This window comes from Enterococcus casseliflavus (assembly GCF_029215545.1).
Classification (GTDB): Bacteria; Bacillota; Bacilli; order Lactobacillales; family Enterococcaceae; genus Enterococcus_D; species Enterococcus_D casseliflavus.
Window position 1 is genome coordinate 3,352,651 of record NZ_CP119393.1, and the last position, 25,084, is coordinate 3,377,734.

Annotated in this window: 25 protein-coding genes; 3 read left to right on the forward strand and 22 right to left on the reverse strand. The window is 43.7% G+C overall.

Going from position 1 to position 25,084, the window contains the following annotated elements; all coding sequences use genetic code 11:
• Positions 1-173 precede the first annotated feature (173 nt).
• The 10 genes from P0G38_RS15725 to P0G38_RS15770 all read right to left on the reverse strand — a co-directional run bounded on the left by P0G38_RS15725 (position 174) and on the right by P0G38_RS15770 (position 11,794).
• Positions 174-1,958 carry an oligopeptide ABC transporter substrate-binding protein gene (locus tag P0G38_RS15725; protein WP_086294430.1) on the reverse strand — a complete coding sequence of 595 codons (1,785 nt, stop codon included), beginning with the start codon at positions 1,956-1,958 and terminating at the stop codon, positions 174-176.
• Positions 1,959-1,974: 16 nt separating this feature from the next.
• Positions 1,975-2,844, reverse strand: a complete 870-nt coding sequence (locus P0G38_RS15730; RefSeq protein ID WP_153883525.1) for an ABC transporter permease — start codon at positions 2,842-2,844, stop codon at positions 1,975-1,977.
• Between the two features lie 63 nt (positions 2,845-2,907).
• Positions 2,908-3,864 carry an oligopeptide ABC transporter permease gene (opp4B, locus tag P0G38_RS15735; protein WP_005227132.1) on the reverse strand — a complete coding sequence of 319 codons (957 nt, stop codon included), beginning with the start codon at positions 3,862-3,864 and terminating at the stop codon, positions 2,908-2,910.
• Positions 3,864-4,808 carry an ABC transporter ATP-binding protein gene (locus tag P0G38_RS15740; RefSeq protein ID WP_005227131.1) on the reverse strand — a complete coding sequence of 315 codons (945 nt, stop codon included), beginning with the start codon at positions 4,806-4,808 and terminating at the stop codon, positions 3,864-3,866. The genes opp4B and P0G38_RS15740 overlap by 1 nt, the downstream gene beginning before the upstream one ends.
• Positions 4,809-5,816, reverse strand: coding sequence for an ABC transporter ATP-binding protein (locus P0G38_RS15745; RefSeq protein ID WP_005227130.1), 1,008 nt, complete (start codon positions 5,814-5,816; stop codon positions 4,809-4,811). It lies immediately after the preceding gene.
• A gap of 324 nt (positions 5,817-6,140) precedes the next feature.
• Positions 6,141-6,383, reverse strand: coding sequence for an acyl carrier protein (gene acpP / locus P0G38_RS15750; protein ID WP_005227129.1), 243 nt, complete (start codon positions 6,381-6,383; stop codon positions 6,141-6,143).
• A gap of 110 nt (positions 6,384-6,493) precedes the next feature.
• Entirely contained in the window at positions 6,494-7,513 is a 1,020-nt protein-coding gene (gene plsX, locus P0G38_RS15755) for a phosphate acyltransferase PlsX (protein ID WP_086294429.1), read from the reverse strand.
• A 45-nt stretch (positions 7,514-7,558) separates the two neighbouring features.
• Positions 7,559-9,589, reverse strand: coding sequence for an ATP-dependent DNA helicase RecG (gene recG, locus P0G38_RS15760; RefSeq protein WP_275853048.1), 2,031 nt, complete (start codon positions 9,587-9,589; stop codon positions 7,559-7,561).
• Between the two features lie 113 nt (positions 9,590-9,702).
• Positions 9,703-11,385 carry a DAK2 domain-containing protein gene (locus P0G38_RS15765; RefSeq protein ID WP_005232500.1) on the reverse strand — a complete coding sequence of 561 codons (1,683 nt, stop codon included), beginning with the start codon at positions 11,383-11,385 and terminating at the stop codon, positions 9,703-9,705.
• Positions 11,386-11,431: 46 nt separating this feature from the next.
• Positions 11,432-11,794, reverse strand: coding sequence for an Asp23/Gls24 family envelope stress response protein (locus P0G38_RS15770; RefSeq protein WP_005227125.1), 363 nt, complete (start codon positions 11,792-11,794; stop codon positions 11,432-11,434).
• A gap of 266 nt (positions 11,795-12,060) precedes the next feature.
• On the opposite strand from P0G38_RS15770, the gene rpmB reads away from it, so the two are divergent.
• Positions 12,061-12,249, forward strand: a complete 189-nt coding sequence (gene rpmB, locus P0G38_RS15775) for a 50S ribosomal protein L28 (RefSeq protein WP_003128045.1) — start codon at positions 12,061-12,063, stop codon at positions 12,247-12,249.
• Positions 12,250-12,411: 162 nt separating this feature from the next.
• Positions 12,412-15,060 (forward strand): YfhO family protein, encoded by a 2,649-nt coding sequence (locus P0G38_RS15780; protein WP_275853058.1) that lies wholly within the window; start codon positions 12,412-12,414, stop codon positions 15,058-15,060.
• A gap of 208 nt (positions 15,061-15,268) precedes the next feature.
• Here P0G38_RS15780 and P0G38_RS15785 read toward each other — a convergent pair whose 3' ends face one another.
• Positions 15,269-16,255 carry an Rgg/GadR/MutR family transcriptional regulator gene (locus P0G38_RS15785; RefSeq protein ID WP_034878140.1) on the reverse strand — a complete coding sequence of 329 codons (987 nt, stop codon included), beginning with the start codon at positions 16,253-16,255 and terminating at the stop codon, positions 15,269-15,271.
• 302 nt (positions 16,256-16,557) lie between these two features.
• On the opposite strand from P0G38_RS15785, the gene P0G38_RS15790 reads away from it, so the two are divergent.
• Complete coding sequence (locus tag P0G38_RS15790; protein ID WP_142437155.1) at positions 16,558-17,871, forward strand: MFS transporter; 1,314 nt, start codon at positions 16,558-16,560, stop codon at positions 17,869-17,871.
• A 57-nt stretch (positions 17,872-17,928) separates the two neighbouring features.
• On the opposite strand, the gene truA is transcribed toward P0G38_RS15790, so the two are convergent.
• From truA to P0G38_RS15845, 11 genes are all read right to left on the reverse strand, one after another.
• The gene (gene truA / locus P0G38_RS15795; RefSeq protein ID WP_008376361.1) at positions 17,929-18,675 is read right to left on the reverse strand and encodes a tRNA pseudouridine(38-40) synthase TruA; all 747 of its coding nucleotides are present in this window, start codon (positions 18,673-18,675) and stop codon (positions 17,929-17,931) included.
• Between the two features lie 155 nt (positions 18,676-18,830).
• Complete coding sequence (locus P0G38_RS15800; protein WP_275853065.1) at positions 18,831-19,628, reverse strand: energy-coupling factor transporter transmembrane component T family protein; 798 nt, start codon at positions 19,626-19,628, stop codon at positions 18,831-18,833.
• Positions 19,618-20,484 (reverse strand): energy-coupling factor ABC transporter ATP-binding protein, encoded by an 867-nt coding sequence (locus tag P0G38_RS15805; RefSeq protein WP_005232516.1) that lies wholly within the window; start codon positions 20,482-20,484, stop codon positions 19,618-19,620. The genes P0G38_RS15800 and P0G38_RS15805 overlap by 11 nt, the downstream gene beginning before the upstream one ends.
• Complete coding sequence (locus P0G38_RS15810) at positions 20,460-21,296, reverse strand: energy-coupling factor ABC transporter ATP-binding protein (RefSeq protein WP_196043657.1); 837 nt, start codon at positions 21,294-21,296, stop codon at positions 20,460-20,462. Before P0G38_RS15810 ends, P0G38_RS15805 begins: the two co-directional genes overlap by 25 nt.
• A 271-nt stretch (positions 21,297-21,567) precedes the next feature.
• Positions 21,568-21,948, reverse strand: coding sequence for a 50S ribosomal protein L17 (gene rplQ / locus P0G38_RS15815; RefSeq protein WP_003128038.1), 381 nt, complete (start codon positions 21,946-21,948; stop codon positions 21,568-21,570).
• A 70-nt stretch (positions 21,949-22,018) separates the two neighbouring features.
• Positions 22,019-22,957: a DNA-directed RNA polymerase subunit alpha gene (locus P0G38_RS15820; RefSeq protein WP_008376367.1), complete on the reverse strand. Its 939-nt coding sequence runs from the start codon at positions 22,955-22,957 to the stop codon at positions 22,019-22,021.
• A gap of 79 nt (positions 22,958-23,036) precedes the next feature.
• Positions 23,037-23,426 (reverse strand): 30S ribosomal protein S11, encoded by a 390-nt coding sequence (gene rpsK / locus P0G38_RS15825; RefSeq protein ID WP_005227104.1) that lies wholly within the window; start codon positions 23,424-23,426, stop codon positions 23,037-23,039.
• A 27-nt stretch (positions 23,427-23,453) separates the two neighbouring features.
• A complete protein-coding gene (gene rpsM / locus P0G38_RS15830) occupies positions 23,454-23,819 on the reverse strand; it encodes a 30S ribosomal protein S13 (protein WP_005227102.1) in 366 nt (121 codons plus the stop codon).
• A 17-nt stretch (positions 23,820-23,836) separates the two neighbouring features.
• The gene (rpmJ, locus tag P0G38_RS15835; protein WP_002288710.1) at positions 23,837-23,953 is read right to left on the reverse strand and encodes a 50S ribosomal protein L36; all 117 of its coding nucleotides are present in this window, start codon (positions 23,951-23,953) and stop codon (positions 23,837-23,839) included.
• Positions 23,954-23,985: 32 nt separating this feature from the next.
• Complete coding sequence (infA, locus tag P0G38_RS15840) at positions 23,986-24,204, reverse strand: translation initiation factor IF-1 (RefSeq protein WP_002288695.1); 219 nt, start codon at positions 24,202-24,204, stop codon at positions 23,986-23,988.
• Between the two features lie 188 nt (positions 24,205-24,392).
• Complete coding sequence (locus tag P0G38_RS15845; protein WP_005227100.1) at positions 24,393-25,037, reverse strand: adenylate kinase; 645 nt, start codon at positions 25,035-25,037, stop codon at positions 24,393-24,395.
• Positions 25,038-25,084: the final 47 nt, after the last annotated feature.

The window sequence follows — 25,084 nt, forward strand, 5'->3', positions numbered from 1 at the left end:
ATACTGGTTTTTGCCGAATTATGAAATGTTTCCTCCAAATTCTTGGAAAGACTGTAATAAAATTTTATTTACTTAATCTTCTCCTGTATAAAAAAGCCTGTTTTCCTAAGATACCCGCAAAAAAACAGGAAAAAAAGACGTCCTGGAAAGGACGTCTTTTCATCGATCATTGATTAACGAGATTCAGCTGTAACTGAAACTGTTGCCCATCTGTTGTGGTCAATGTCATAAGCCCATGAGAAGTCTTTGACACGGTTTGAAACAGGCATTACTTGGTTTCTGTAAAGAGTAGGGATAACAAACGCTTCGTCTGCTGCATACTCTTGCCAAGCATCAAATGCTTCTTTACGTTTTGCATCATCAAATGAATCTTTTGAGTCGATTGCATCTAGAAGTTTTGTATTTTCTTCAGATTCAAAACGAGTGTAGTTGAATGCTGCGTTCGGGCCGTAAAGTCCGCTTGGAGAAGGATCTGAACCAGTTCCCCATGCTGCTTGGAAGACATCGATCTCAGGATCATCGTTTTTCAACTTGTCATAGAAAGCTTGGAAGTCGATCAAGCGACCAGTTGTGTATTGTACATCAAGTCCGATTTCATTCCATTGTTGGATGTAGTAATCAGACAATGGTTGAGCCGTTTCGCCACCTGACATTGAAGCAAAGTTGATGGTTAATTTCTCACCATTTTTGTCTTCACGCATGCCATCGCCATCGACATCTTTGTAGCCAGCATCATCAAGTAATTGATTTGCTTTGTCGATGTTCAATGTGTAGCCTTCTACTTCGGTGTTGTGCAGTGTGCCGAATACTGGTGGGATCAATGTCGTTGCATTTGAACGCAAGCCATTGTAGAAACGGCTTCCGACAGCATCGTTATCGATTGCGTAACCCATTGCTTGACGCAATGATTTATCCGCCATTTTAGACTCAGGGTTGTAGTTTACTTTGTTTTCTTCTTCATTCCAAGTACCTAATTTAAAGCCTAGGTAAGTGTATGCTTGTTCAGGACGACCTAAGATTTGGTAGCCATCTACATCTTTGTAGGTTGGATACGTATCTGTTGGCATTGAATAAACAACGTCATATTGTTTTGCATTCAATCCTTCTACGATTGATGCTGAAGGAACAGCTTTAAATGATAATTTATCCATTTTAGGTGCGCCGCCGTAGTAGTACTCATTCGGTACGTATTCAACAGACTCTCCCGCAACGATATTTGACATTACATAAGGACCAAAGACAACTGGATTTTTACGAACTGGATCGCTTGATTCCATATCTTTGACTTCGATACCTTCAAATGCATGTTTTGGTAGAGCAGATTCATACACTCCGCCACCAGCTTGCAACATACCTGGGTGAACTTCTTTGTATTGGATTTTAACGACTTTGTCACTTTCTTTGGTGATACCAGAAATAGTATCAGCTTTGCCATCATGGTAATCTTCCATACCAACGATATTGGTAAAGTTGTTATCATAGCGGATACCTGTGTAATCTTTATGACCGATTACTTCATAAGAGAAGATCACGTCATCAGCGGTAACATCTTCGCCATCTGACCATTTCAAGTTGTCACGTAATGTGATCGTTGCTGTGTTGTTGTCTTCATCTAACTCAAGATTTGCTGCACCGCCGTCAACGATTTTGAAGTCAGAATCGTATAAGAACAATGTTTCATTACTTGGTTCCATGAAATAACTGTCATAACTGTCTTGATAAAACTCAGGTACGAATAACCCTTGGAACTGCGTATCCATCACTACTGCAACATCCAATGTACCGCCTTCGATTGCTTCTTCATCATTGCTGACTTCGACTGGCATTGTGCTGATATCTTCTGTCTCTGTCGCTGCATTACCGCCACCAGAAGAATCGGTTCCGCCGCCGTTGCTGCCACAAGCTGCCAATGCTAACACTGACAAAAGAGTGACCATACCAAAAATATTTTTCTTCATCCTGTATCCTCCTTGTTTATCCTAGTCGTTGACGCGCATCCGCTGAACGCTTAAATGCTTGACCAACGTAATTGATACTCAACATCAAGACTAAAATTAGAATTGATGCGGGTAACCAGATCCACTGTCTGTTGACCAGCACATCACCGCTGCTGGCATATCCGATCAGTGTTCCCAAACTTGGAACATTGGTCGGCAGACCAAAACCTAAGAATGTTAGTGTCGTTTCAATACCGATATTCGCTGCAAAGTTCATTGTTAAGTTGGTGATGATCAATGAGCTAAGGTTCGGCATGATTTCGCGGAACATGATGACAAAGTCATTGGTTCCGAGGGTTTTCGATGCACTAACATAGTCGCGACGGCCTTCTGAAAGGGTCTTACTTCGGAAGAGCCTTGCTTTTCCGACCCAGTAAAAGGCACTCATGACCCATATAAAGGTCCAAACGTTGTAACGAGGTACGATCGATACGATAACGATAATGATCAACATGATCGGCAAAATCATAACGAAGTCAACAATACGCATCAAAATGTTATCAATGATGCCACCATAGTAACCTGAGATGATCCCTAGTCCGACCCCAACGATCGACGTAATGATCGTGATTGAAAAACCAATCAAGATTGAGTTACGCGCACCGATGATCAATTGTCCCCAAACATCACGGCCACCTTCATCCGCCCCTAAAAGGTAGGTGCCGCCGTTGGGCGAAATCGCGCCGGGTACAGCGTATTTATCAAGGATGCTGACACGCATCACTTGTGATTGGTCGATAACTGCTGAGCCGATAAACACGAACAATAAAACTGCGACTAACAACACTAATGAAAAGATCGCCATTTTATCTTTTAAGAATTCGCGAAAAATCATTTTTAATCCCATAGGCGGGATGCTCTCTTGTTTTAGTACTTTTTCTTTCTTTTCAGACACATTTATCCCCTCCTATTACTGGATTCTGATTCTTGGATCGACAATACTCATGATGATATCTGACAGCAGCGTACCGATCAAGGTCGCTAGTCCTAAGATCAATGTCAGTGAAGTGATCACGGCATAGTCCCGTTGGACGATACTATCGATAAACAGTTTTCCGACACCTGGGTAAGCGAAGATTTTCTCAATAACCACAGAACCTGCGATCAATGATGTGATCTCGTAGCCCATTTGTGATGCGATCGGCAACGATGCATTCCGGAAAACGTGACGTGAGAAGACTTTATTCGTTGGTACCCCTTTTGAACGAGCGGTACGAACGAAATCCAATGATTTCGAATCAATGACTTCACTTCGCAAGTATTGGATCGTCACTGCTGTTCCTAATAATGCAGAAGTGATCGCCGGTAATAGTAGGTGATACAAGCGACTCCAAAACTCAGCCATGCCGCTGACCCCCGGTGCAACGGAACCACCCGTTGGGAACCAAGCCAATCGGTAACCGAAGATGAACAATGCGATCAACGCAAAGATAAACAACGGTACGGCGAAACTGAAGAAGTTGTAAACAACGACGACTTTATCAAGCAATGAATTTTGGTAACGTCCTGCCCACATCCCTAAAGGAATGGCAATCACGTAAGTCAAAATGACCGTCAATAAAGATAACCACAATGTATTGCTGATACGTCCTGCTAATAACGTTGAAACAGGTAATTTAAAGATGAAACTTTGACCAAAGTCCCCTTTTAAGGCATTTCCGATCCAACGGAAATATTGGGTATACCATGGGTCATTCAAACCAGCGGCTTCACGCATCCGCTCAATAACAGCTGGATCTTGGTTTGGATTGATCAAACCGGTAAATGGATCCCCAGGCATTGCTTGTGCGATCAAGAAAATCAAGATACTCAAAATAATGACTTGCGGGATCATCAACAACAAACGACGTAGAATTGTTTTCCACATTATTCAGCACCCCCGTTTTTCAATGCGACTTGGTGCGACTCGGTGATTTTACGCAAGTCATACACTCTGCCAGTTTCGTCGTAGTAATCTTTTTGATGGGTCACATATTCCAACTCGACCTTGCGGCGGTTTTCTTTGTGAGCATCGCGATTTTTTACGTCGATTTGAGGAATCGCTGATAATAAACGTTTTGTATAGATGTGACGCGGGTCTTGATAGATGTCTTCCCGTGTCCCGATCTCAACGAAGCGGCCTTTATACATGATGGCGATATTGTCACACATGTGTTTTACGACCCCTAAGTCATGAGAGATGAATAAGAAACTTAAGCCAAATTCTTGCTGGATCCGTTTCATAAAGTTCAGTACCTGCGCTTGAACGGATAAGTCAAGGGCTGAAACCGGCTCATCGGCGACGATCAGTTTTGGATTGGATGCTACCGCGCGGGCAACCCCTAACCGCTGACGTTGTCCACCAGAGAACTCGTGAGGATATTTGTATAGGGCATCTTCTGGCATCCCAACGATATCCAGAAGGCTTTTCACTCGTTTTTTCTCTTCTTGATCGCTTAAGCGTTCAAAGTTGCGTAATGGTTCGGCGATAATGTCTACCACGCGTTTTTTAGGATTCAAGCTGGACATTGAATCTTGGAAAATCATTTGGACATCTTTGTTGTAGTTCATTTTTTTGCGGACGGAACGTTTGGTCACGTCTTGCCCGTCATAAATGATTTCGCCACTGGTGATTTTTTCTAACCCAACGATGGCTTTCCCCGTCGTGGATTTACCAGAACCAGACTCACCAACCAATCCGTAGGTTTTTCCTTTTTCTATGATGAAGTCCACACCGTCAACGGCATACACATGGTCTGTGACGCGGTTGAAAAATCCGCTGCGAATAGGATAGTGGACTTTCAGATCTTTAATTGTAATTAATTCTGTCATCTACACTTCTCCTTCTTCGTCTCTAAAATGAAAATGCTTGTAGCATGTGCAACGGACCAAATGATCAGGTGCTACTTCATGCAAGACTGGGTTTGCTTCGTGGTCGCTTTCAGGAATCCAAGGAATCCGTGCGGCAAACCGACAACCCGTCCGTGGCATATTTTTCAATGAAGGAACTACGCCTTCGATCACGTGCAGTTCACTGTCTTGTGAATTTTCTTGAGGGATCGAGTTAAGCAATGAGCGGGTGTACGGATGTTTCGGATTGGCAAACAACTCTTCGGCTGTTGCGACTTCCACAAACTGACCCCCGTACATCACGGCTACTCGGTCGGCCATCTCTGCTACGACACCTAAATCGTGGGTGATCAAAATGATCCCCGTCTGTGTTTCTTCTTGCAAATCTTTTAGTAGATCAAGGATCTGTGCTTGGATCGTCACGTCCAACGCGGTCGTTGGTTCATCCGCAATAATGATTGGTGGTTTACAAGCAATCGCGATCGCAATGATGACCCGCTGACGCATCCCACCAGACAATTCATGAGGGTATTGACGTCCTACTCGCGGTGGATTGGGAATCCCCACTTGTTCTAATAATTCTAATGCTCGTGCTTGACGCTGTTCGGCGGTCATATCCGTATGGTAGGATAACCCTTCTTTGATTTGATCTTCGATCCGCATCAAAGGATTCAGTGCAGACAATGGATCTTGGAAAATCATCCCAATATCATTTCCGCGAATTTTGTTGTACAGCGTTTCGTTTAAGTTTGACAAGTTTAAATCTTTATATAAGATTTCTCCGGTGATTTTCGTGTTGTTTGGGTCATGCAGCCCCATGATCGTTGTAGCTAACGTACTCTTGCCGCAACCAGATTCTCCTACGATCGCTAAGATCTCATTGCGATCCAGTGTAAAAGAAATACCATCTACTGCGTCATAGTAATCGTCTTTAATACGAAAACCTGTGTGAAGGTTTTGAACATCTAGTAATTGATTATCTCTGGACAATCGAATACCCCTCTCTACTTTCTAAGATGTCTTGCAATTTAATGTAAAAAAAGAAGGAACATGCATTTCATTTCCAAAAGCTTTCTTAACATTGTATAATATATTCTTAATAATTATATAGAAATGCCACCAATAATGCAAGTCCCAGAAAAGTTAATACACTGAATTTTCAGAAAATTTACATTATGCTTTCAACGCCGTCATGTCAGGTTTAACGACCGTTTTTTAGATTTCACTACCAAAGAAAAGCCGCTCAAAATCACTGCGGATCAATTATGAGAAAGAAAGAGCTAAGTCATCTAGGACTTAGCTCTTATGTCTGTCTTAAGCAAGATGGCTTGAAATATAATCAACCGCTCCACCGACTGTTTCGATCTGCTCGGCATCTTCATCAGAAATCTCGGTACCAAATTCATCTTCTAGTTCAAGGACGAATTCCATCACACTGATCGAATCAGCGTTCAAGTCGTCTTTAATGCTCATCGTATCCGTTACGTTCTCTGCGTCAATTTCAAAATGATTGGCGATCACGACCGCAACTTTCTTGAATACTTCATCTCGTGTCAACTGGCTTCACCTCCACGCGTTTGCACAAAACATAGAATGGCTAACAAACATTGTACTGCTTTCTATGCTTTTTGTCTAGATATTTTTGCAATTTCATTACAATCATTGCATTATGATTGCGTTTCGTCTTTGTCAGTCGGCATTTCTTCAAAATGGTCGACCAATTGTGCCACGACATCTGTCGCTAACATCGTATGGATCTGCTTGATGGTGTACGCCACCGCTTCTGGTCCTGTCGCACCATGGGTTTTGATGACTGGGGCTTTCAACCCAAACAATACGGCACCGCCGTGTTTCGCATAATCCATTTCATTTTTCACTTTCCGCAACGCATCTTTTAATAATAATGCGCCTAATTTCCCTTTGGCACCAGAATCGAGAATCGATTGTTTCAACAGCGCCATCAAATTCAAGGCGGTTCCTTCGATCGATTTCAAAACAGCATTTCCAGTAAAGCCATCTGTCACGACGACGTCAGCTGCACCATCCAATAATTCCCGAGCCTCGACATTGCCGATAAAGTGGATCGTCGGGTCTTGCGAAAGCAGTTCAAAGGCTTTTTTCGTTAATTCACTGCCTTTGGTTTCTTCCGTTCCGTTATTTAACAAGCCGACCCGTGGTCGATTGATCCCGCGAACTTTTTGGGCATAAAAGGACCCTAAGACGGCATAGTTTGCCAAATGCTCTGGTTTATTGTCGGCATTGGCACCTAGATCCAGCATGTCAAAGCCAGCATCTTTGCCGATCACTGGCATCGTGGACATCAATCCGGGACGGTCGATCCCTTTGATCCGACCGACGATAAACAAACCAGCGGCTAATAAGGCACCAGTATTTCCAGCTGAAAAAATCGCATCTGCCTCACCATTTTTGACCGCTTGTGCTGCCAAGACCATTGAGGCGGTTTTTTTTCGTCTGATCGCTTTGACAGGCTCATCATCACTATTGATTTTTTCATCCGTGTGGATAATGGTGACATTTTTATCATCCGTCATGTATTTTTTGATTTCATTTTCTTTTCCGTAAAGGAGGAATTCAATCTCTGGAAAGTCTTTTTTTGCCAGCATGACTCCTTCTACGATCGCTTTTGGGGCGTTGTCTCCGCCCATTGCATCAACAGCAATCCGCATCTCGCTGCCACTCCCTTCATTTTCCCAATCAGTATAGCATATTCTTTAATCAAAAAATTGTTTGTCTGCTTTTTTTGCTGCCAAATAGTTCGCCAATGCCGAAAATTCTGGCAACAGCTGCCAGCCATTTTTTTGCCAAAGCTGGGCAGCTTCGACTTGTGCCACTTCTAGAATATGGGCATCCGCGACCAAATCGGCAGCCGCAAACTCTGGCAAGCCCGATTGTCGATTGCCGAAGACTTCTCCTGGTCCTCGCAACTGCAAATCTTTTTCGCTGACTACAAAGCCGTTGGTGGTTTCTGTCATGATCTTCATTCGCTCGACCCCTGTCTCATTCTTCGGGTTTGCGATCAATATACAGTAAGAAGCATCAGCACCGCGCCCTACCCGTCCACGCAATTGATGAAGCTGGGCTAACCCGAAGCGATCGGCGTCAATGATCAGCATCACTGTCGCATTGGGGACATTGACCCCTACTTCGATGACCGTCGTGGAAACCAAGATCTGCAGTTGATTTTCTTTGAAAGCTTCCATGATGCTGTCTTTTTCTTGATTCTTCATTTTCCCATGCAGCATTCCCACTTGATAAGTAGGAGAAAAGTAACTTTGCAGCTGCTCATAAATCTCCGTGGCATTCTTGACATCCAGCATTTCGGATTCTTCGATCAAAGGACAGATGACATACATCTGATGCCCTTGTGCCAATTCTTTTTGCGCCCACTCTAAGATCGATTCAAACTGCGGCGGACGGACCCAGCGAGTCTCTACAGGAATCCGTCCTGCTGGCATTTCATCGATCACCGAAACATCCATTTCGCCATAAGCCGTGATCGCTAACGTACGTGGGATCGGTGTGGCGGTCATAAAGAGCACATCAGGCAGATAGCCTTTTTCCCGTAAGACTTTTCGCTGATTGACTCCAAAACGGTGTTGTTCATCGGTGATGACTAAGCCAAGATGTGCAAAGTCCACGCCTTCTTGAATCAGCGCATGGGTCCCAACGATGATGTCGATCTCCCCGGCTGCTAATTGTTCTAAGATGACTCGCCGTTCTTTTGGTTTGGTCGAGCCTGTCAAAAGAGCGGTGGTCACTTCTAAGGGGTCAAAGAGCTGATTCAAGCTTTCTAGGTGCTGCTGGGCCAAAATCTCAGTCGGCACCATCAGTGCGCCCTGAAAGCCAGCCGTCATCGTGGCATAGAGGGCGATCGCCGCCACGACTGTTTTCCCGCTTCCTACATCTCCTTGCAAGAGTCGCTGCATGTGCTGCGGACTTTTCAGGTCATGGCAGATTTCATTGGTCACGCGCTTTTGCGCATTCGTCAATTCAAAGGGCAGTTTACGAGTAAACTCTTTCAAGCGTTGCACATCATAATCGATCGCCAAGCCGTTTTTCTCGGCTTTTTCGCTTTTCTTCAGTCCTTGGATCTGCATTTGGAACAAAAAGAACTCTTCAAAAATCACCCGACGCTTCGCTTGATGACTCTCTTGCGGATCTTTAGGAAAGTGCATCGCAAACATCGCGGATTTCCGATCCAACAAGCGATATTTTTCAATCAATGACAAAGGCAAGATCTCTGTGATTTGATCACCAAAATCAAGGAATGCCTGTTTGATCAGTTCGATCAACACACTTTGACGCACGGCTTTATTGACATGATAAATGGGGGCAAAGTCTTCGCCGCTTTTGCTGCCAAGAATCTTCATCCCCGTCAGTCCTTTGCGTTTGGCGTCCCATTTGCCATAGACGGCGATCTCTTCTGAAACCTCTACTTTGTCCTTCAAATAAGGCTGATTGAAAAAGGAGACATTAAAGACATCGTGGTCTTGCATCATGCGAAATTGCAACCGACTTTTTTTATAGCCAAAGCGATTGACGACCGGCGGGGAAACGACGATCCCTTTGATCGTTACTTTTTCTTGGTCTTGAATCTCCGCTAATTGCCGTTCTTGAATGTCTTCATAACGAAACGGATAATACTTCAGCAGGTCTTCAATGGTTTCGATCCCTAAACTCGCCAAGTCTTGGGCGCGTTTTTCTCCGACACCCTTTAATACCGTAAGTGGCTGATTCAGCATAGGTACCCTCCTTTTCCAAAAGTGATTTTGATTCATTGTAGGGGTTCCTGCATTCATAGAAAAAGACGGAGCCAAAAATCATCTACGATTTTTGCCCCCGCCGCCTAATTTGTTTATTCTGCTGAGAAAAGATATGGATAAACCGGCTGATCTCCTTGATGGATCTCTACTTCGATCTCAGGATGCAGTTCAACGATCGCTTCTTCGATTTTCGCTGCTTCTTTGGCTTTGCCTTCTTCACCGATAATGATGGTGACGATCTCAGTATCTTCTGTGATCATTTTTTCTAAGGTAGTCATAGAAGCAGAGAAACGATCGGGAACAGAAACAACGATTTTGCCGTCCACCATTCCTAAGAAGTCGCCTTCTGTGATTTCGATGCCATCAATTGATGTATTACGGATCGCATGGGTCACTGAGCCACTGACAACACTTGCTAAGACATCAGTCATCGCTTGCTGGTTTTCAGCTAGTGTGGATTGCTCGTGGAAGGCTAGCATCGCCGTCATCCCTTGAGAGATCGTCCGTGTTTCAACAACCGCTACTGGAATCTCGGAAACTTCCGCTGCTTGCTGCGCAGCCATAAAGATATTTTTGTTGTTCGGTAATACGATCACTTGATCAGCATTGACTTCATTGATTGCCACCAAAATGTCTTCTGTACTTGGGTTCATCGTTTGGCCACCACTGATGACATAAGAAGCGCCTAGGCTAGTAAACAATTCTTTCAAGCCTTCGCCAGCCGCGATCGCGATGATCGCAAATGGTGTCCGCGGACGTTTTACTGGTGCAGTTTTTGCTTCTTGCTGATCGTGTTCCAAGATCGTTTCGTGCTGAAGACGCATGTTATCGACTTTGATTTTCACCAACGAACCGAATTTTTGACCATAATTCATAACTTCGCCGGGATGTTCCGTATGGACATGGACTTTGATGATCTCATCGTCATTGACCACTAATAAGGAATCCCCTAACTCGTTTAAGTAATTACGGAATGTTTCATAATCAAATTCACTATCTACAGTCGGACCTTCACCGATCTTCACCATGATTTCTGTACAGTAACCAAAGGTGATATCTTCTGTCGCTAAGTGCCCTTGAACGCTGCGATGATGTTCGGCATTGACCATTTCGTCCATAGCCGCTGGGGAAGGTTCGAAGATTTCATCGGCCGGGTATTCACCCGTCAACGCATTTAAGAAGCCTTCATAAATGAACAACAATCCTTGACCGCCGCTATCTACCACGCCGACTTCTTTTAAGACGGGCAATAGATCAGGGGTTTTCGCCAATGAACGTTTTGCGCCGTGAACCACGGCTTTCATCACTTCTATACAATCATCGGTAGTTTGTGCTTTTTTCTCGCCATATTCAGCTGAGATGCGTGCCACAGTCAAGATGGTTCCTTCCACAGGTTTCATGACTGCTTTATAGGCGGTTTCTACTCCATGAGTAAAGGCTTGAGCCAATTCTGGTGCAGTGAGTGTTTCTGCGGTCGGGATAGCTTTAGAAAAACCGCGGAATAATTGAGACAAAATGACGCCGGAATTCCCACGTGCGCCCATCAATAGTCCTTTTGAAAGTGTAGCGGCAAGATCGCCGACGTTTTCTGAAGTCGCATCTGCGACAGCTTTTGCTCCACTGGTCATGGATAGATTCATGTTTGTCCCGGTGTCTCCATCTGGAACAGGAAACACATTCAATGAGTTGACAAACTCTGCATTAACTTGTAGACGAGCCGCGCCTGCCTGCACCATTTCTTGAAACTGACTTGCGCTGATATTCGTTACCTTCACTTAGATAGTCCTCCTTAAAATCATCCGCCATGAACGGATCCCTTGCCTAATCTGGCAGTACACGTACGCCTTGAACAAATACATTCACCGAGTTCGCAGATACACCTAGCATCGTTTCTAAGTTGTATTTCACTTTTTCCTGCACGTTGCGGGAAACTTCGGAAATTTTTGTTCCATAGCTGACGATCGTGTATACATCCACTGCAATGCCGTTTTCTTCTTGGCGGACAACGACACCGCGAGAATAATTTTCTTTTCGTAAAATTTCATTGATGTTATCTTTGATTTGTTTCTTGCTAGCCATACCAACAATGCCGAACACATCTGTTGCTGCGCCTCCGACCACTGTTGCAATGACTTCATTGCTGATTTCAATAATACCTGATGAGGTTTGAATTTTTACAGCCATTTTATAGCCTCCTTCAATGGGCATGACCCATCTTTCTTCTTACATATTTTATCATAGCTGTACCGCAAATAAAAGGATGAGACATATGAAAAGGGGCTTTCTGACCAAACGTCTTGCATTTCGACCTTGTTTAATTTACAATGTTTACCGGGAAAAGTCAATGTTTCTTGAAAATTACTCTTGCTTTTTTCACCTTTCTGTGATAAACTCAGATGGTATGAGCTGAAATAGCGCTCCAACATCAAGGCAAAGGAGGAAATAACCACATGGCTAAAGTTTGTTACTTTACTGGACGTAAAACTACAAGTGGAAACAATCGTTCTCACGCAATGAATGCGACAAAACGTACTGTGAAACCTAACTTGCAAAAAGTTCGCGTTATGATTGACGGAAAACCTAAAAAAGTTTGGGTGTCAACTCGTGCTTTGAAATCTGGAAAAGTTGAGCGCGTATAATTAGACCTTTTCGGCCGTTCGTTTTGAACGGCTTTTTTTGTACCCTTTTTTCTTTGGTGCGCTTTCACTTAGGTTTTCATTAAAGAAAACAGGTCTTTGTTTTTTTAATCGATTCACCTGTGGTAAACTAAGAAAAAATTGATAAAGAACAGGTGACTTCTTGTGACGAAAATAAAAACATTTGCCAAACAACATTGGCCTTATATGCTTGCTAGTTTCTTCTTGCCGTTTCTTATCATGGCAGTGATCTATTTGACCATCGGCATCTACCCTGGCAGCAGCCGCAGTGTCTTAGCCAGTGATGCCTTTTCGCAATTCTCAAACTTTCATGCCAGCTTTCGCAATATGCTCTTAGGCAAGCAAAGTATCTTTTATACATGGAACGCCTCTTTAGGCTTAAATTATCTGGCATTGATCTCCTATTATTTAGGGGGAATCTTCACTCCCCTCGTCTTATTTTTCCCAAATCAGCTAATGCCAGATGCGCTGTACTTTTTAACCTTGATCAAAATCGGCAGTGCGGGCTTGGCGTTTTGGTTCTATGCCAGCCAAACCTTTAAGATCCAACGTTGGCAGCATGTGACCTTAGCCGTCTGTTATGCCTTGATGTCCTTCATCACCGCCCATTCGGAACTGATCATGTGGCTTGATGCCATGATCTATCTACCGCTAGTGATTTTAGGTATTGACCGGTTAGTGAAAAAGAAAAAACCAGTCGTGTTATTTATCAGTTATCTGCTGTTATTTTTATCCAGTTTTTACATGGGCTTTATGATCGGTCTCTTTTCCGTGATGTATTTCTTGGTTCAATTGGGTCGCAACTGGAAGCAAGCTCGGGGGGCGATCATTCCTTACGGCATCACCTCTTTGTTAGCTGGCGGCGCCTCAATGGTGATCATCTTACCTGCCTTATTAGATTTGCGGTCGAACGGGGAAGAATTGACGACGATTTCTTCCTTTAAAACCGAAGCCACCGATGTCTTTGATCTCGTGATGAAAAACATGATCGGTGTTTACGATACGACAAAATACGGCTCCATTCCCTTCATCTATATCGGCTTATTGCCGTTGCTGTTGTGTATTTTATATTTTGTTTCGAAGAAAATCCGCTGGAAAGATAAATTCTTATACGCTGGCATGTTTGCTGTTTTGATCGCCAGTTTTTATATCGTGCCGATGAATCTTTTTTGGCACGGGATGCATGCCCCAAATATGTTCCTTTTCCGTTATGCCTATTTGTTCTCCTTCTTAGTGATCATGCTGGCGGGATACGGATGGGAGCAGCTGCAGCAAAAAGATCGCGGATTGTTTCTCATTATTGGTCTTTCTACGATCGTGGTATTTGCCCTCTCCTACGCATTGAAAGGGCCTGGAACCTATGAATATGTTTCCGCTACTTCTTTTGCGCTAACGATCATATTCTTTGTTCTTTACTTGTTATGTATTGGGTTCGGGCAATTAGGTCTTTTAACACAAAAACGAGTGACGATCTTGATGCTGATCTTCGTCTGCGGAGAAATGGCCGTCAATACCAGCGGCATGGTTCGCGGAATTTTGAATGATTGGAACTATGCTTCTCGTAGTTTGTATACAGAACCTTATCCGGACATCAAAAAACTAGTCACTCAAGCCAACGAAGACAATGATACCTTTTTCCGATTAGAAAACCTTGATCCTGTTTCTTCCAACGACAGTATCAATTATGGCTACAGCGGGGTCAGCATGTTTTCTTCAATTCGTAACCGCAATTCCTCAAGCTACCTGGATAAGCTGGGCTTTCGGTCTCGCGGCACCAATTTAAATATCCGCTATCCGAATAATACCTTGCTGATGGATGCTTTTACAGGAATCAAATACAATATCTCCAAGCCAAATCTCACCAAATACGGCTTTCAACGAGTCGGAGAATCTGGTGAATACAAGCTCTATGAAAATCAAAATGCGTTACCGCTAGGTTTCTTGGCTGAACCGACCATCGAATCGATTGAACAGCCGCAAAGCGACAACTTGACGAGCCAGAAAAATCTTTTCAATGGCTTGGCCGATTTAAATTTAGAGTATTTTGCCTTTCAGCCGATCACGGTGATCCATAGTAAAAATACAGATATCACCAATGACGGCATGTATATGAAATTTACCGAACAAGAAAGCAATGTCGCAAAAGAAGTGACTTGGCAAGTGGAGGTTCCAGCGAACTCGCAAGCATACTTGAGTCTCTTCCCTGCCAACTTTGGGGAATTGGAAAGCTCATCTGCCACCGTGACAGTCAACGGTCAGCAGCGAGAAACGCAAATCAGTATCAACGGTCAATACTACGACTTAGGACATTATGAGACCGATACGACGGTTCAATTCACCGTCAGCTTCTACGGAACGCCTGAAATCTCCTTCCAAAACCCGCAAGTCGTGACCTTGGATACCAACGCCTACCAACAAGCAATTGATGCGATCCAAGAACGAGGGGTCGCTATGACTGTCGGCAAACGCAGTGCCAAAGCCGACATCACGACTGAAAAAGAGCAGCAGCTTGTAACAACCATCCCTTATGACAAGGGCTGGACTGCTACGCTTGACGGCAAAGAAGTCCCAATCACGGCCTTTCAAGATGGCTTTATCAGTGTGACGATCCCAAGTGGCACCCATCACTTGGAACTCTCCTTCTTACCGCAAGGCTTTGTTATCGGTGTTTGCTTGTTCTTTGGCTGCATCGCATTGTTTATCTTGTTTGCTTGGCTTTACCAGAAACAAGTAGCCAAAAAGCAAGTCTTGGACAACCAACGCCAACTCATGGATCAACCACCAGAAACCTAATCGAAAAAGAACCAACTCGTCTTTTTGAGGCGATCTCCTTAAGTTAGAGCAACAGCTGACTTATGGGTGTCCCTCAATGATCGGTGAGTTTGGTTCTTTTTTGTGCTCAGGTTCCGCAGTTGTTCGCTCTAGTGGTCTTAGCATCCATTACCCGCTAGATCCCCTTCGATTCGGGGAGCAATGCCTAGCCCGTTAGCCCTTAGAGCGTTTAGCGAAACATAAGATAACTGTTGGGTTCTTCCGCATTTTTCTTGATGGAGTGCAACGATCGCTCCCATAATTTAACCATTTTGGTTTGTTTTAAGACGCGAAAGATCGAAAGCCCTTGATCGATTTTCAACAGTCCTTTTTCTTGATCGCCATAAATATACCAGTACCATCCTTGATAGCAAAGAAGATGCGTACTGTTTAGCATGTCTCCGCGATCTGCCAATAATTCCTCTGCAATGGTCAACACCTCTTTTGCCCACTCCAGGCGGCGAAAATTGACAAACGTCGTAAAACAACTAAAAATCAAATCCATTTGAATTTCTCGCATCAAGGACAAACCTTGTTCTTTTTTTGTGCGAGAGATAGCGATCTGCAGTAAGTGATAGGAGGTTTCGACAGGAAACAAGAATTGAAAATAACGAAACAGCAAAATCTCATAAACGCCCCAGTTGTCTACTTTCGTAAGGTAGGAAATGACGGGGCGGGTTTTGGTGCGTAGCTTTTCCATATAGTCGCCAGAAGAGTGATCGGGTTTAGGACCTGAGAGATTGATTTCATGTATCTCCTTTGTGATCTCAAGGTACAGAAAAACAAAAGAATGCTGTTTGGAAGCGGCGATCAGCTCGCTACGCATTTCCTCCAGCCCTTCTTTGCTTCTCTGGGCGTGGGCGTTACTCAAATAAGCTTCTTTGTTGATCCCTAAAATTCGATCCAGTAAATCCATAAATTCGCTCGTCATATAGCTGGGAAAGCTCATCAGGTTGTCGTGACCTTTTACGCCCTTTTGCTGCGTACGCAAATAATAAAACTCCTCCACTGTGACATGGATATTTTCTAATAAGCGTTCCAATCGATGAATACTGATACTTGAAGCACCTTGCTCAAATTTACTGATAAACGAGCGACTGTTTTGTTCATCCGCCACTTGAGCGATCGTATAGCCGCGCTCTTTGCGCAATTGTCGGTACAGTTTTCCTTCTTCCATAACCATCCTCCTCACAACGATCGGTCTACAAACACCAAACCAATCCCACTTCACGAATGAAGCTCCGCAATTAAATTTTCCTGTTCTAGATTCAAATTTAGATTCAAACCTATAAAATGTTGAGGAACAAAATCTGCGGCACCTTATTTACATGCCACTCTTTTAGCTGTTAACCACTCGTGACAGTAACCTCTGGTACGCTCCTGGTACATTTAAATTCCACTATAGTGGATTATTTTCTCTTCTTAGTATAAAGCATCCTATACTGATTTTACAACGTAGAACGTGAAAGGATGATTTCGATGAAAGAATATCAACAAAACAACGGCTATCGTGCCTTAGTCAACGCCGCCTTACTCAGCGGCATCGGCATGAGTTTATTTAATATCGTCTTTGTAGTTTATGCCAGTACATTACCCTTTAATGCCCTTGCTGTTTCCTTAGCCTCCATGGCACTGTTAGTCCCTGATCTCTTAAGGATCCTGACCGGCTATCTAGCCGATCGTACCAAAAACAAAGTGCAATGGATGATCAGCAGTCGACTATTACAAGGAGTCCTTTTTGTGGCACTCGCTTTTTTGATCCAACTGCCGCCTAGTTTATGGTCTTTCTTCCTTTTGCTAGGCATCAACATTGTATCTGATTGTTTGGGCGCTTATTGTTCTGGGTTACAGCTGCCCTATGTTCGCCGTCTTGTGCCTGCTGATACCTTAGACAGTGCCATGGGCTTTCAAATGGCGTGTCAAACCACCGTTCAAATCGTCTTTCAAGGCATCGGTGCTTGGGGGATCATTTTACTGAATAATAATTTTGCGGCTTTTGGTTTGATCAATGCCGTGACGTTTTTCTTAGCCGCGATCGTGATCTTCCTGAACCGCTCGCTCTTCTATGCGGTGCCAGGGAAAATCAATCAAGCAGCAACACCACTCTTTCAGAATTTCTCGGATACTTTTAAATTATTGACTGGTACGGCTTTTCTTAAAAAGATGATCCTCTTTGCCTTACTGATCAATACCTTAGCTGCTAGTACGAGCGGTCTACTAAATCTCCAGCTGTTGGATGACCTTGCGCTTTGGTTTGCCACTTATGGCAACACCGTTGCGATGGCAGGCATCGCTACTTCGATCGGTATGGTCGCTGGCGCCTTGTTTGCTGCCGACTGGTTCAAGAATACCGGTCTGGTTCGCTTGATTGCGTATACCTCTTTCGTTTTATGTCTGTTGACCTTGAATTTTCTCTTCCTGCATAACCGTTGGCTCATGATTGCGCTGCTCTTTGCTGAAGGCTATCTGATTGGAAAAATCAATCCTCGCTTTTCGGCACATCTGATTCGTGAGATTGATGAAGAACATCTCGCCATCAGCAGCGGGATCTTTTCCACCATTGTGATGCTAGGGGGACCTGTCGGACAAATGGTCTTTTTAGGCATCGGCAATCGCTATCACGTTGCTTGGAGCTGGCTGCTTTACTTGCTTTTCGCATTTTTGGTAGCCATCGCCGCCTTAGTCGCTGCCGGTACCTTGGAAAAAACACCCACCACTGCTGCGCCTAAAAACGCGACGGCAAGGACTGAAGATTGGCAAGAAACCACCTCTGTTTTGCCTGAGAAAAAATAAAAACACAAGCTTTCGCTATCTCTTGTTGTGTAAGAGCAGCGAAGCTTGTGTTTTTCCTTATTCATAAGCAACATGAACCAAATACAATCCTTCTGGATGAGCCGTGGGACCTGCCGCATTTCGGTCTTTTTGCGCAATGATTGCAGGAATGCTGTCAGGTGCGATCCGTCCATTGCCGATTTTCAGCAATGTGCCCACCATGATCCGGATCATCTTGTACAAAAATCCATCGCCGCGAAAGGTAAAAATCAACTCATCTCCAGCGTCATTGACCGCCATGGACGCCTCATGGATCGTCCGCGTCTTGTCATCGACGGAACTGCCCGTCGCACAAAAACTGGTAAAGTCATGGGTGCCTAAAAAATCTGGCAACGCTCGTTGGATTTTTTCCAAATCTAGCGGATACGGATAATAGCTGGCATAATGGCGGCGGAAAGGACTGCGGGGTTTCCCAATGTCTACCCGAAACTGGTAGGTTTTTTCAATGACTAAGTAGCGGGCATGGAAGGTATCGTCAACGATCTCCACCGATTTTACCGCAACATCTTCTGGCGTTTGGGTATCTAATCCAAAGCGCATTTTTTCCAGTGGACGCTTTTGAGGGAAATCGAAGTGGATCACTTGCCCTTGCGCATGGACCCCCGCATCGGTGCGGCCAGAGCCATGAATCTGGATCGGTTGCCCATTGTTCATCTTCGTTAATGTCTTTTCAATCTCTTCTTGAACCGTTCGTCCATTGGGTTGACGCTGAAATCCTTGAAAATTCGTACCATCATAAGCGATCGTCGCTTTATAGCGGACCATTGAATCACCTGTTTCTTTCTATTTTTTCAAAAAAAGGCCTATGAGAAAAGTCTGATCGATCGACAGGCCTTTTCGAACCAGCCGCTGGGATTGCCAGCAGTCTCGTTGCTTCGTTAAGAACCTTTCGTGGGTTGACTTCAATCATAGGTCTTCGTTTATCCTCTTAAGAACACTAATGCTATTGTAAAGAGCGCAAAAACGATGACAACCAATGTGTCCCGTTGATGCCAGTGCAAAATACGATACTTGGTACGCCCTTCGCCGCCTTGATAGCCTCTGGCTTCCATAGCGGTAGCTAGATCTTCCGCACGGTTAAAGCTGCTGACAAATAAAGGAATCAATAAAGGAACGATCGCCTTCATCTTCTGCAACAGTCCCCCTTCGCCGAAATCGACCCCGCGGGCACGCTGAGCATTCATAATTTTTTCTGTTTCATCCATCAAGGTTGGTACAAAGCGCAACGCAATCGACAGCATCAGTGAGATTTCATGGACAGGGAAACGGATCGCTTTTAAAGGACGCAAAATGTATTCGATCGCATCTGAAAGCTCTAATGGGGGCGTCGTTAACGTCAACAGAGTCGACATGAAAATGATCAAAACAAAACGACAAAAAATAAAGATCCCATTTTGGACACCAAATTCTGTGATGTTAAAGATCCACCAAGACCAATAGACGTCACCGCCGGTAGTAAATAAAATCTGTAACGCCACGGTAAACAAAATCAGCCAAATCAAAGGACGTACGCCGCGAATAAAGAAGCCAAAATCAATTTTTGAAAAAGAGATACAAAAAAGCGTAAAAGCCCCCGCTAATAAATAGCTTTGCCAATTATTCGCCAAAAAGATAATCGCGATAAAATAAAAACTAGCAATCAATTTGACCCGTGGATCTAAACGGTGGATCAAGGAGTCCCCGGGAATAAAACGACCGAAAATCAGTTTATTCATCATGGGCAGTCGCCCCCTTTGCTACTAAAACATCTGCCAGCTCATCAGCTGTTAGCGGCAACTGCTCAAATGCCAATCCTCTGGCTTGTAGTTGCTCCGCAAATGCGGTTGCTGTCGGTACACCCAACTGCTTTTCTTGCAGCCAGGCAGTGTCTTGAAACACAACAGACGGCGTGCCTGCTTTGACGAGACGGCCTTTTTCTAACACATAGACATAATCAGCATAGTTTGCCACATCATCCATCAAGTGGGTCACTAAAATGATCGTCATGTTCTTTTCCCGATGCAGGCGATCAAACATTTCCATCATCTCTTTGCGTCCTTGTGGATCTAAGCCAGCTGTCGGCTCGTCTAAGACCAAAACTTCTGGTTCCATAGCCAAGACCCCAGCAATCGCTACACGGCGCATTTGGCCCCCTGAAAGGTCAAATGGTGAACGTTCCAGAAAACTTTCATCTAAACCTACCAATTGAATGTATTCTTGGGCTAAACCTTTGGCTGCTTCTTCGGAGACCCCAAAGTTTTTCGGTCCAAAAGCGATATCTCTCGCAACGGTTTCTTCAAATAATTGGGATTCAGGAAATTGAAAAACGATCCCGACTTTTTTACGTAACGGTTTTAGATTTTTGTTATCTGTCTCGGGTTTGATGACTCGCTCACCGATCGTGACCGTGCCAGTCGTTGGTTTTAATAATGCATTCAAGTGCTGCAACAACGTAGATTTCCCGCTCCCTGTATGACCGACTAAGGCGGTATAAGAGCCTTCTTTGATCTCTAAATCGATATCGAACAAAACCCGCTGTTCAAACGGAGAATGCGGTTGGTAGGTGAATCCTACTTGTTCAAAACGGATGTCCATAGCCAATCCACCATCCCTTCTTCAGTTAAGTACGCTTGCGGTACCGTGACGCCCCGCTGTTTTAGTGCCGCCTTTAATTTTTCAGGAAATGGCAGATCTAAGCCTAGCTCAATCAGTTCTGGACCTGCAGAAAAAATCTCTGCGGGTGTCCCCTCGCGGACGAGCTCTCCTTGACGCATCACCAGCACCCGATTGGCGTTGGCTGCTTCATCGATATCATGGGTGATCGATAACACGGTCAAATTGTTTTTTTCTTTGATTTTTTTGATCGTTGCGATCACTTCTTCACGACCTTCTGGATCTAGCATACTAGTGGCTTCATCAAGAATGATGATATTTGGGCGCAATGCAACGACGCCAGCAATGGCTACCCGCTGTTTTTGACCACCAGAAAGACGCGCGGGTTCCCGGGTCGCAAACTCGCTCATCCGTACTTGTTCCAGAGCGTCTTTGACACGAACCAGCATTTCTTCTCGCGGGATTCCTTGATTTTCTAAACCGAAAGCCACATCATCTTCCACCGTCGAACCAACGAATTGATTGTCAGGGTTTTGAAAGACCATACCGACCATTTTTCGAATATTCCAGATATTTTCTTCATTCAAAGGCAATTCGCCGACAGAAACACTGCCTTCTTGCGGCAAGATCAAGCCATTGATGGTTTTTGCTAAAGTTGATTTACCAGAGCCGTTATGGCCGATCAACGCCACCCATTCCCCTTTGTTGATGGAAAAGGATACGTTATTTAACGCGGCACGCTCTTCTTCGCTATAACGCACAGTAATAGCATTCAATTCAATGATTGGCTTCATGATAGACTCCTTCATTTGCGATTAATTCTTTCTAACACTACCAAAAAAGCGCACGTTTTTCAATGATTCACGCACGATTTGTCTCCAGATCTTTTTTTCACTTGCCATTATCTGTCTTGACAGGTAATCGAAAGTAAAAAAAAAGCACTTTATGATGAGTGCGTACACCTCGAAATACATCGAGGTGTAGGCGCTGAGCTAGACTCGGAAAGTTTCTTCCAACATCATAACACTCTTAGTAAACATCTATAAAGTGATGATAAGTGTGATTTTAAACAAGTTCTAGGATAACCATTGGTGCAGCATCTCCGCGTCTTGGTTCTGTTTTCAAGATACGAGTATATCCACCTTGGCGATCTGTGTAACGAGGAGCGATATCATTGAATAATTTTTGTAATGCTGATTCAATAACTACTTCTTCGTTTTCTTCACGTACACTTGCAACTTCATTACGAACGAATGCTGCTGCTTGACGACGTGCATGCAAATCACCACGTTTACCTAAAGTGATCATTTTTTCTGCAGTTGAACGAACTTCTTTCGCACGAGCTTCAGTCGTAACGATACGTTCGTTAATGAATAAATCAGTTGTCAAATCACGCAACATCGCTTTACGTTGGCTAGATGTGCGTCCTAGTTTACGATAACTCACGTGGTTTCCCTCCTTCACTTTCGAATGTTGTATCGGTCAGACGAACCGAACTAACGTAATCGAAAACGGTTTAATCGTCTTTACGTAGTCCTAAACCTAAATCATGTAATTTCACTTTGACCTCTTCAAGAGATTTGCGGCCTAAGTTTCTTACTTTGATCATTTCTGGTTCAGATTTGTTTGTCAATTCTTGTACAGTATTGATTCCTGCACGTTTTAGACAGTTGTATGAACGAACAGATAAGTCTAATTCTTCGATCGTCATTTCCAACATTTTTTCTTTTTGTGTTTCTTCTTTCTCAACCATGATTTCAGCGTTTTTCGCTTCATCCGTTAGGTTAACAAAGATGTCTAAATGTTCAGTCATGATCTTCGCAGACAAACTCATTGCTTCCAATGGTTCGATTGAGCCATCAGTCCATATTTCCATCGTTAATTTGTCGAAATCATCCCGACGACCGACACGTGTGTTTTCTACTTGGTAGTTGACACGACGTACTGGTGTATAGATTGAATCGACTGGAAGAACGCCGATCGGCATGTCTTCTTTTTTGTTTTCGTCCGCTTGAACGTAGCCGCGGCCAGGTTTCACTGTTAAGCGAGCATGGAACGTAGCACCTTCAGAAACGGTACAGATATACATATCTTTGTTAAGGATTTCTACATCACTATCAACGATGATATCGCCAGCAGTTACTGTAGCAGGTCCTGAAATATCAATTTCAAGGGTCTTTTCTTCATCCCCGTACATTTTCAATGCAAGACCTTTAATATTCAAGATGATTTGAGCAACGTCTTCCCGAACACCCTTAACAGTTGAGAATTCGTGTAAAACTCCATCGATTTGAATATTGGTGATTGCCGCACCAGGTAAAGAAGATAATAAAATACGACGTAGGGAATTTCCTAGTGTAGTTCCGTAGCCTCTTTCAAGAGGTTCCACGATGAACTTGCCATAATCTTTGTCTTCATCAATCTTTGCGATTCTTGGTTTTTCGAATTCAATCATTCTTATCTATTACCCCTTTCAAAACGAAAAGTGTCTTGTTCAATGACGTATTTGTTACACTCAAAATGAGCAGCACTCATTAAACACGACGGCGTTTTGGAGGGCGGCATCCATTATGAGGGACTGGAGTCACGTCACGGATCGCACTCACTTCCAAACCTGCTGCTTGTAATGAACGAATTGCTGCTTCACGTCCAGAACCAGGTCCTTTAACTGTTACTTCAACAGTTCTTAATCCGTGTTCCATTGCTGCTTTGGTAGCTGTTTCTGCTGCCATTTGAGCGGCAAAAGGAGTAGATTTTTTGCTTCCTTTGAAACCTAATGAACCAGCTGATGACCATGCTAATGCATTACCATGAGTATCAGTGATCATTACGATTGTATTATTGAATGTTGAGTGAATATGTGCAATACCCGCTTCAATATTCTTTTTCACACGGCGTTTACGACTCACTTTTTTTGCTGCCATGAAGTTTTAACCTCCTTCACTTAGGAATTATTTTTTCTTGCCTGCGACTGTTTTAGACGGGCCTTTACGAGTACGTGCATTGTTTTTCGTGTTTTGTCCACGAACTGGCAATCCACGGCGATGACGGATTCCACGGTAAGAACCGATTTCCATCAATCGTTTGATGTTTAAGTTCACTTCACGACGAAGGTCACCTTCAACTTTTAATTTATCAACTTCCGCACGGATAGCATCTGTTTGTTCATTCGTTAAATCACGAACGCGAACTTCTTCAGACACGCCAGCGTCAGCTAAAATTTGTTTTGCAGTCGTGTTACCAATACCATAGATATAAGTAAGTGAAACGACCACACGTTTATCACGAGGAATATCTACTCCTGCAATACGAGCCATATTTGTTACACCTCCGATTATCCTTGACGTTGTTTATGTTTTGGATTTGCTGGGCAAATCACCATAACGCGTCCTTTACGACGAATTACTTTACAATGTTCGCACATTGGTTTTACTGATGGTCTTACTTTCATGATAATACCTCCTGTGGTTTTACGGAGTACAATTATTTAAAGCGATAAGTAATGCGGCCACGGTTCAGATCATACGGGGATAATTCCACCGTCACTTTGTCTCCAGGTAAAATACGAATGTAGTGCATCCGGATCTTACCAGAAACGGTCGCTAGAACTTGGTGTCCGTTTTCCAATTCTACTTTAAACATTGCATTCGGCAAAGTTTCGACGACTGTACCTTCGACTTCAATCATATCTTCTTTTGCCACGCACAGTACCTCCTTGTACTTGTGATTTTCACACGATAAAATGGCGGAAACTCGGTTCCCACCTGATATTCTCAAACTATGCTCCTACTTAATAAAAAGTAGAAGTCGGACTGACATATTCTATCATATCCTGTCAAAGATTTCAAGAGAAAGTTTTAAGCTGCAAGTTGGACTCGGGCAATCTATGATTAGTCAATGATCTTTTGAACATCTTCGAATACAGCGTCGATGTCGCGATCCCCATCAATCGATTGCAATAACCCTTTGTCTTTGTAATAAGTCAAAATTGGTTCACTGCTTTTGATATTGACAGCTAGACGATTTTTGACCGTCTCAGGCTTATCATCTTCACGCTGGTAGAAGTCATGACTTCCACAACGATCACATGTTCCTTCCTCTTTGGGAGGATTGAACAATTTATGATAAGTTGCCCCACAATTGCGGCACATGAAGCGGCCGGCTAAACGTTCTACAAGAACTTCTTCAGGAACATGAATATCAATAACGGCATCAAGTTTTTTGTTAAGGTCAGCAAGCATCTCATCTAACGCTTTTGCTTGATCCAATGTACGAGGAAAACCATCTAATAAGAAACCTTTCTCGGTATCAGGTTCAGCTAAACGTTCTTTAACGATCCCATTTGTAACCTCATCAGGAACTAATGCGCCTTGATCCATGTATGATTTTGCTTTAAGGCCTAGTTCTGTTTCGTTCGCCATCGCAGCCCGAAACATATCGCCTGTTGAAATATGAGGAAGACCGTATTCAGCAACGATACGTTCTGCCTGAGTACCTTTTCCAGCACCAGGTAATCCCATTAAAATGAAGTTCATTCTAATTCCTCCTGTAAGTTTTTGAATAGTGTTGAGGAAATCCTCAA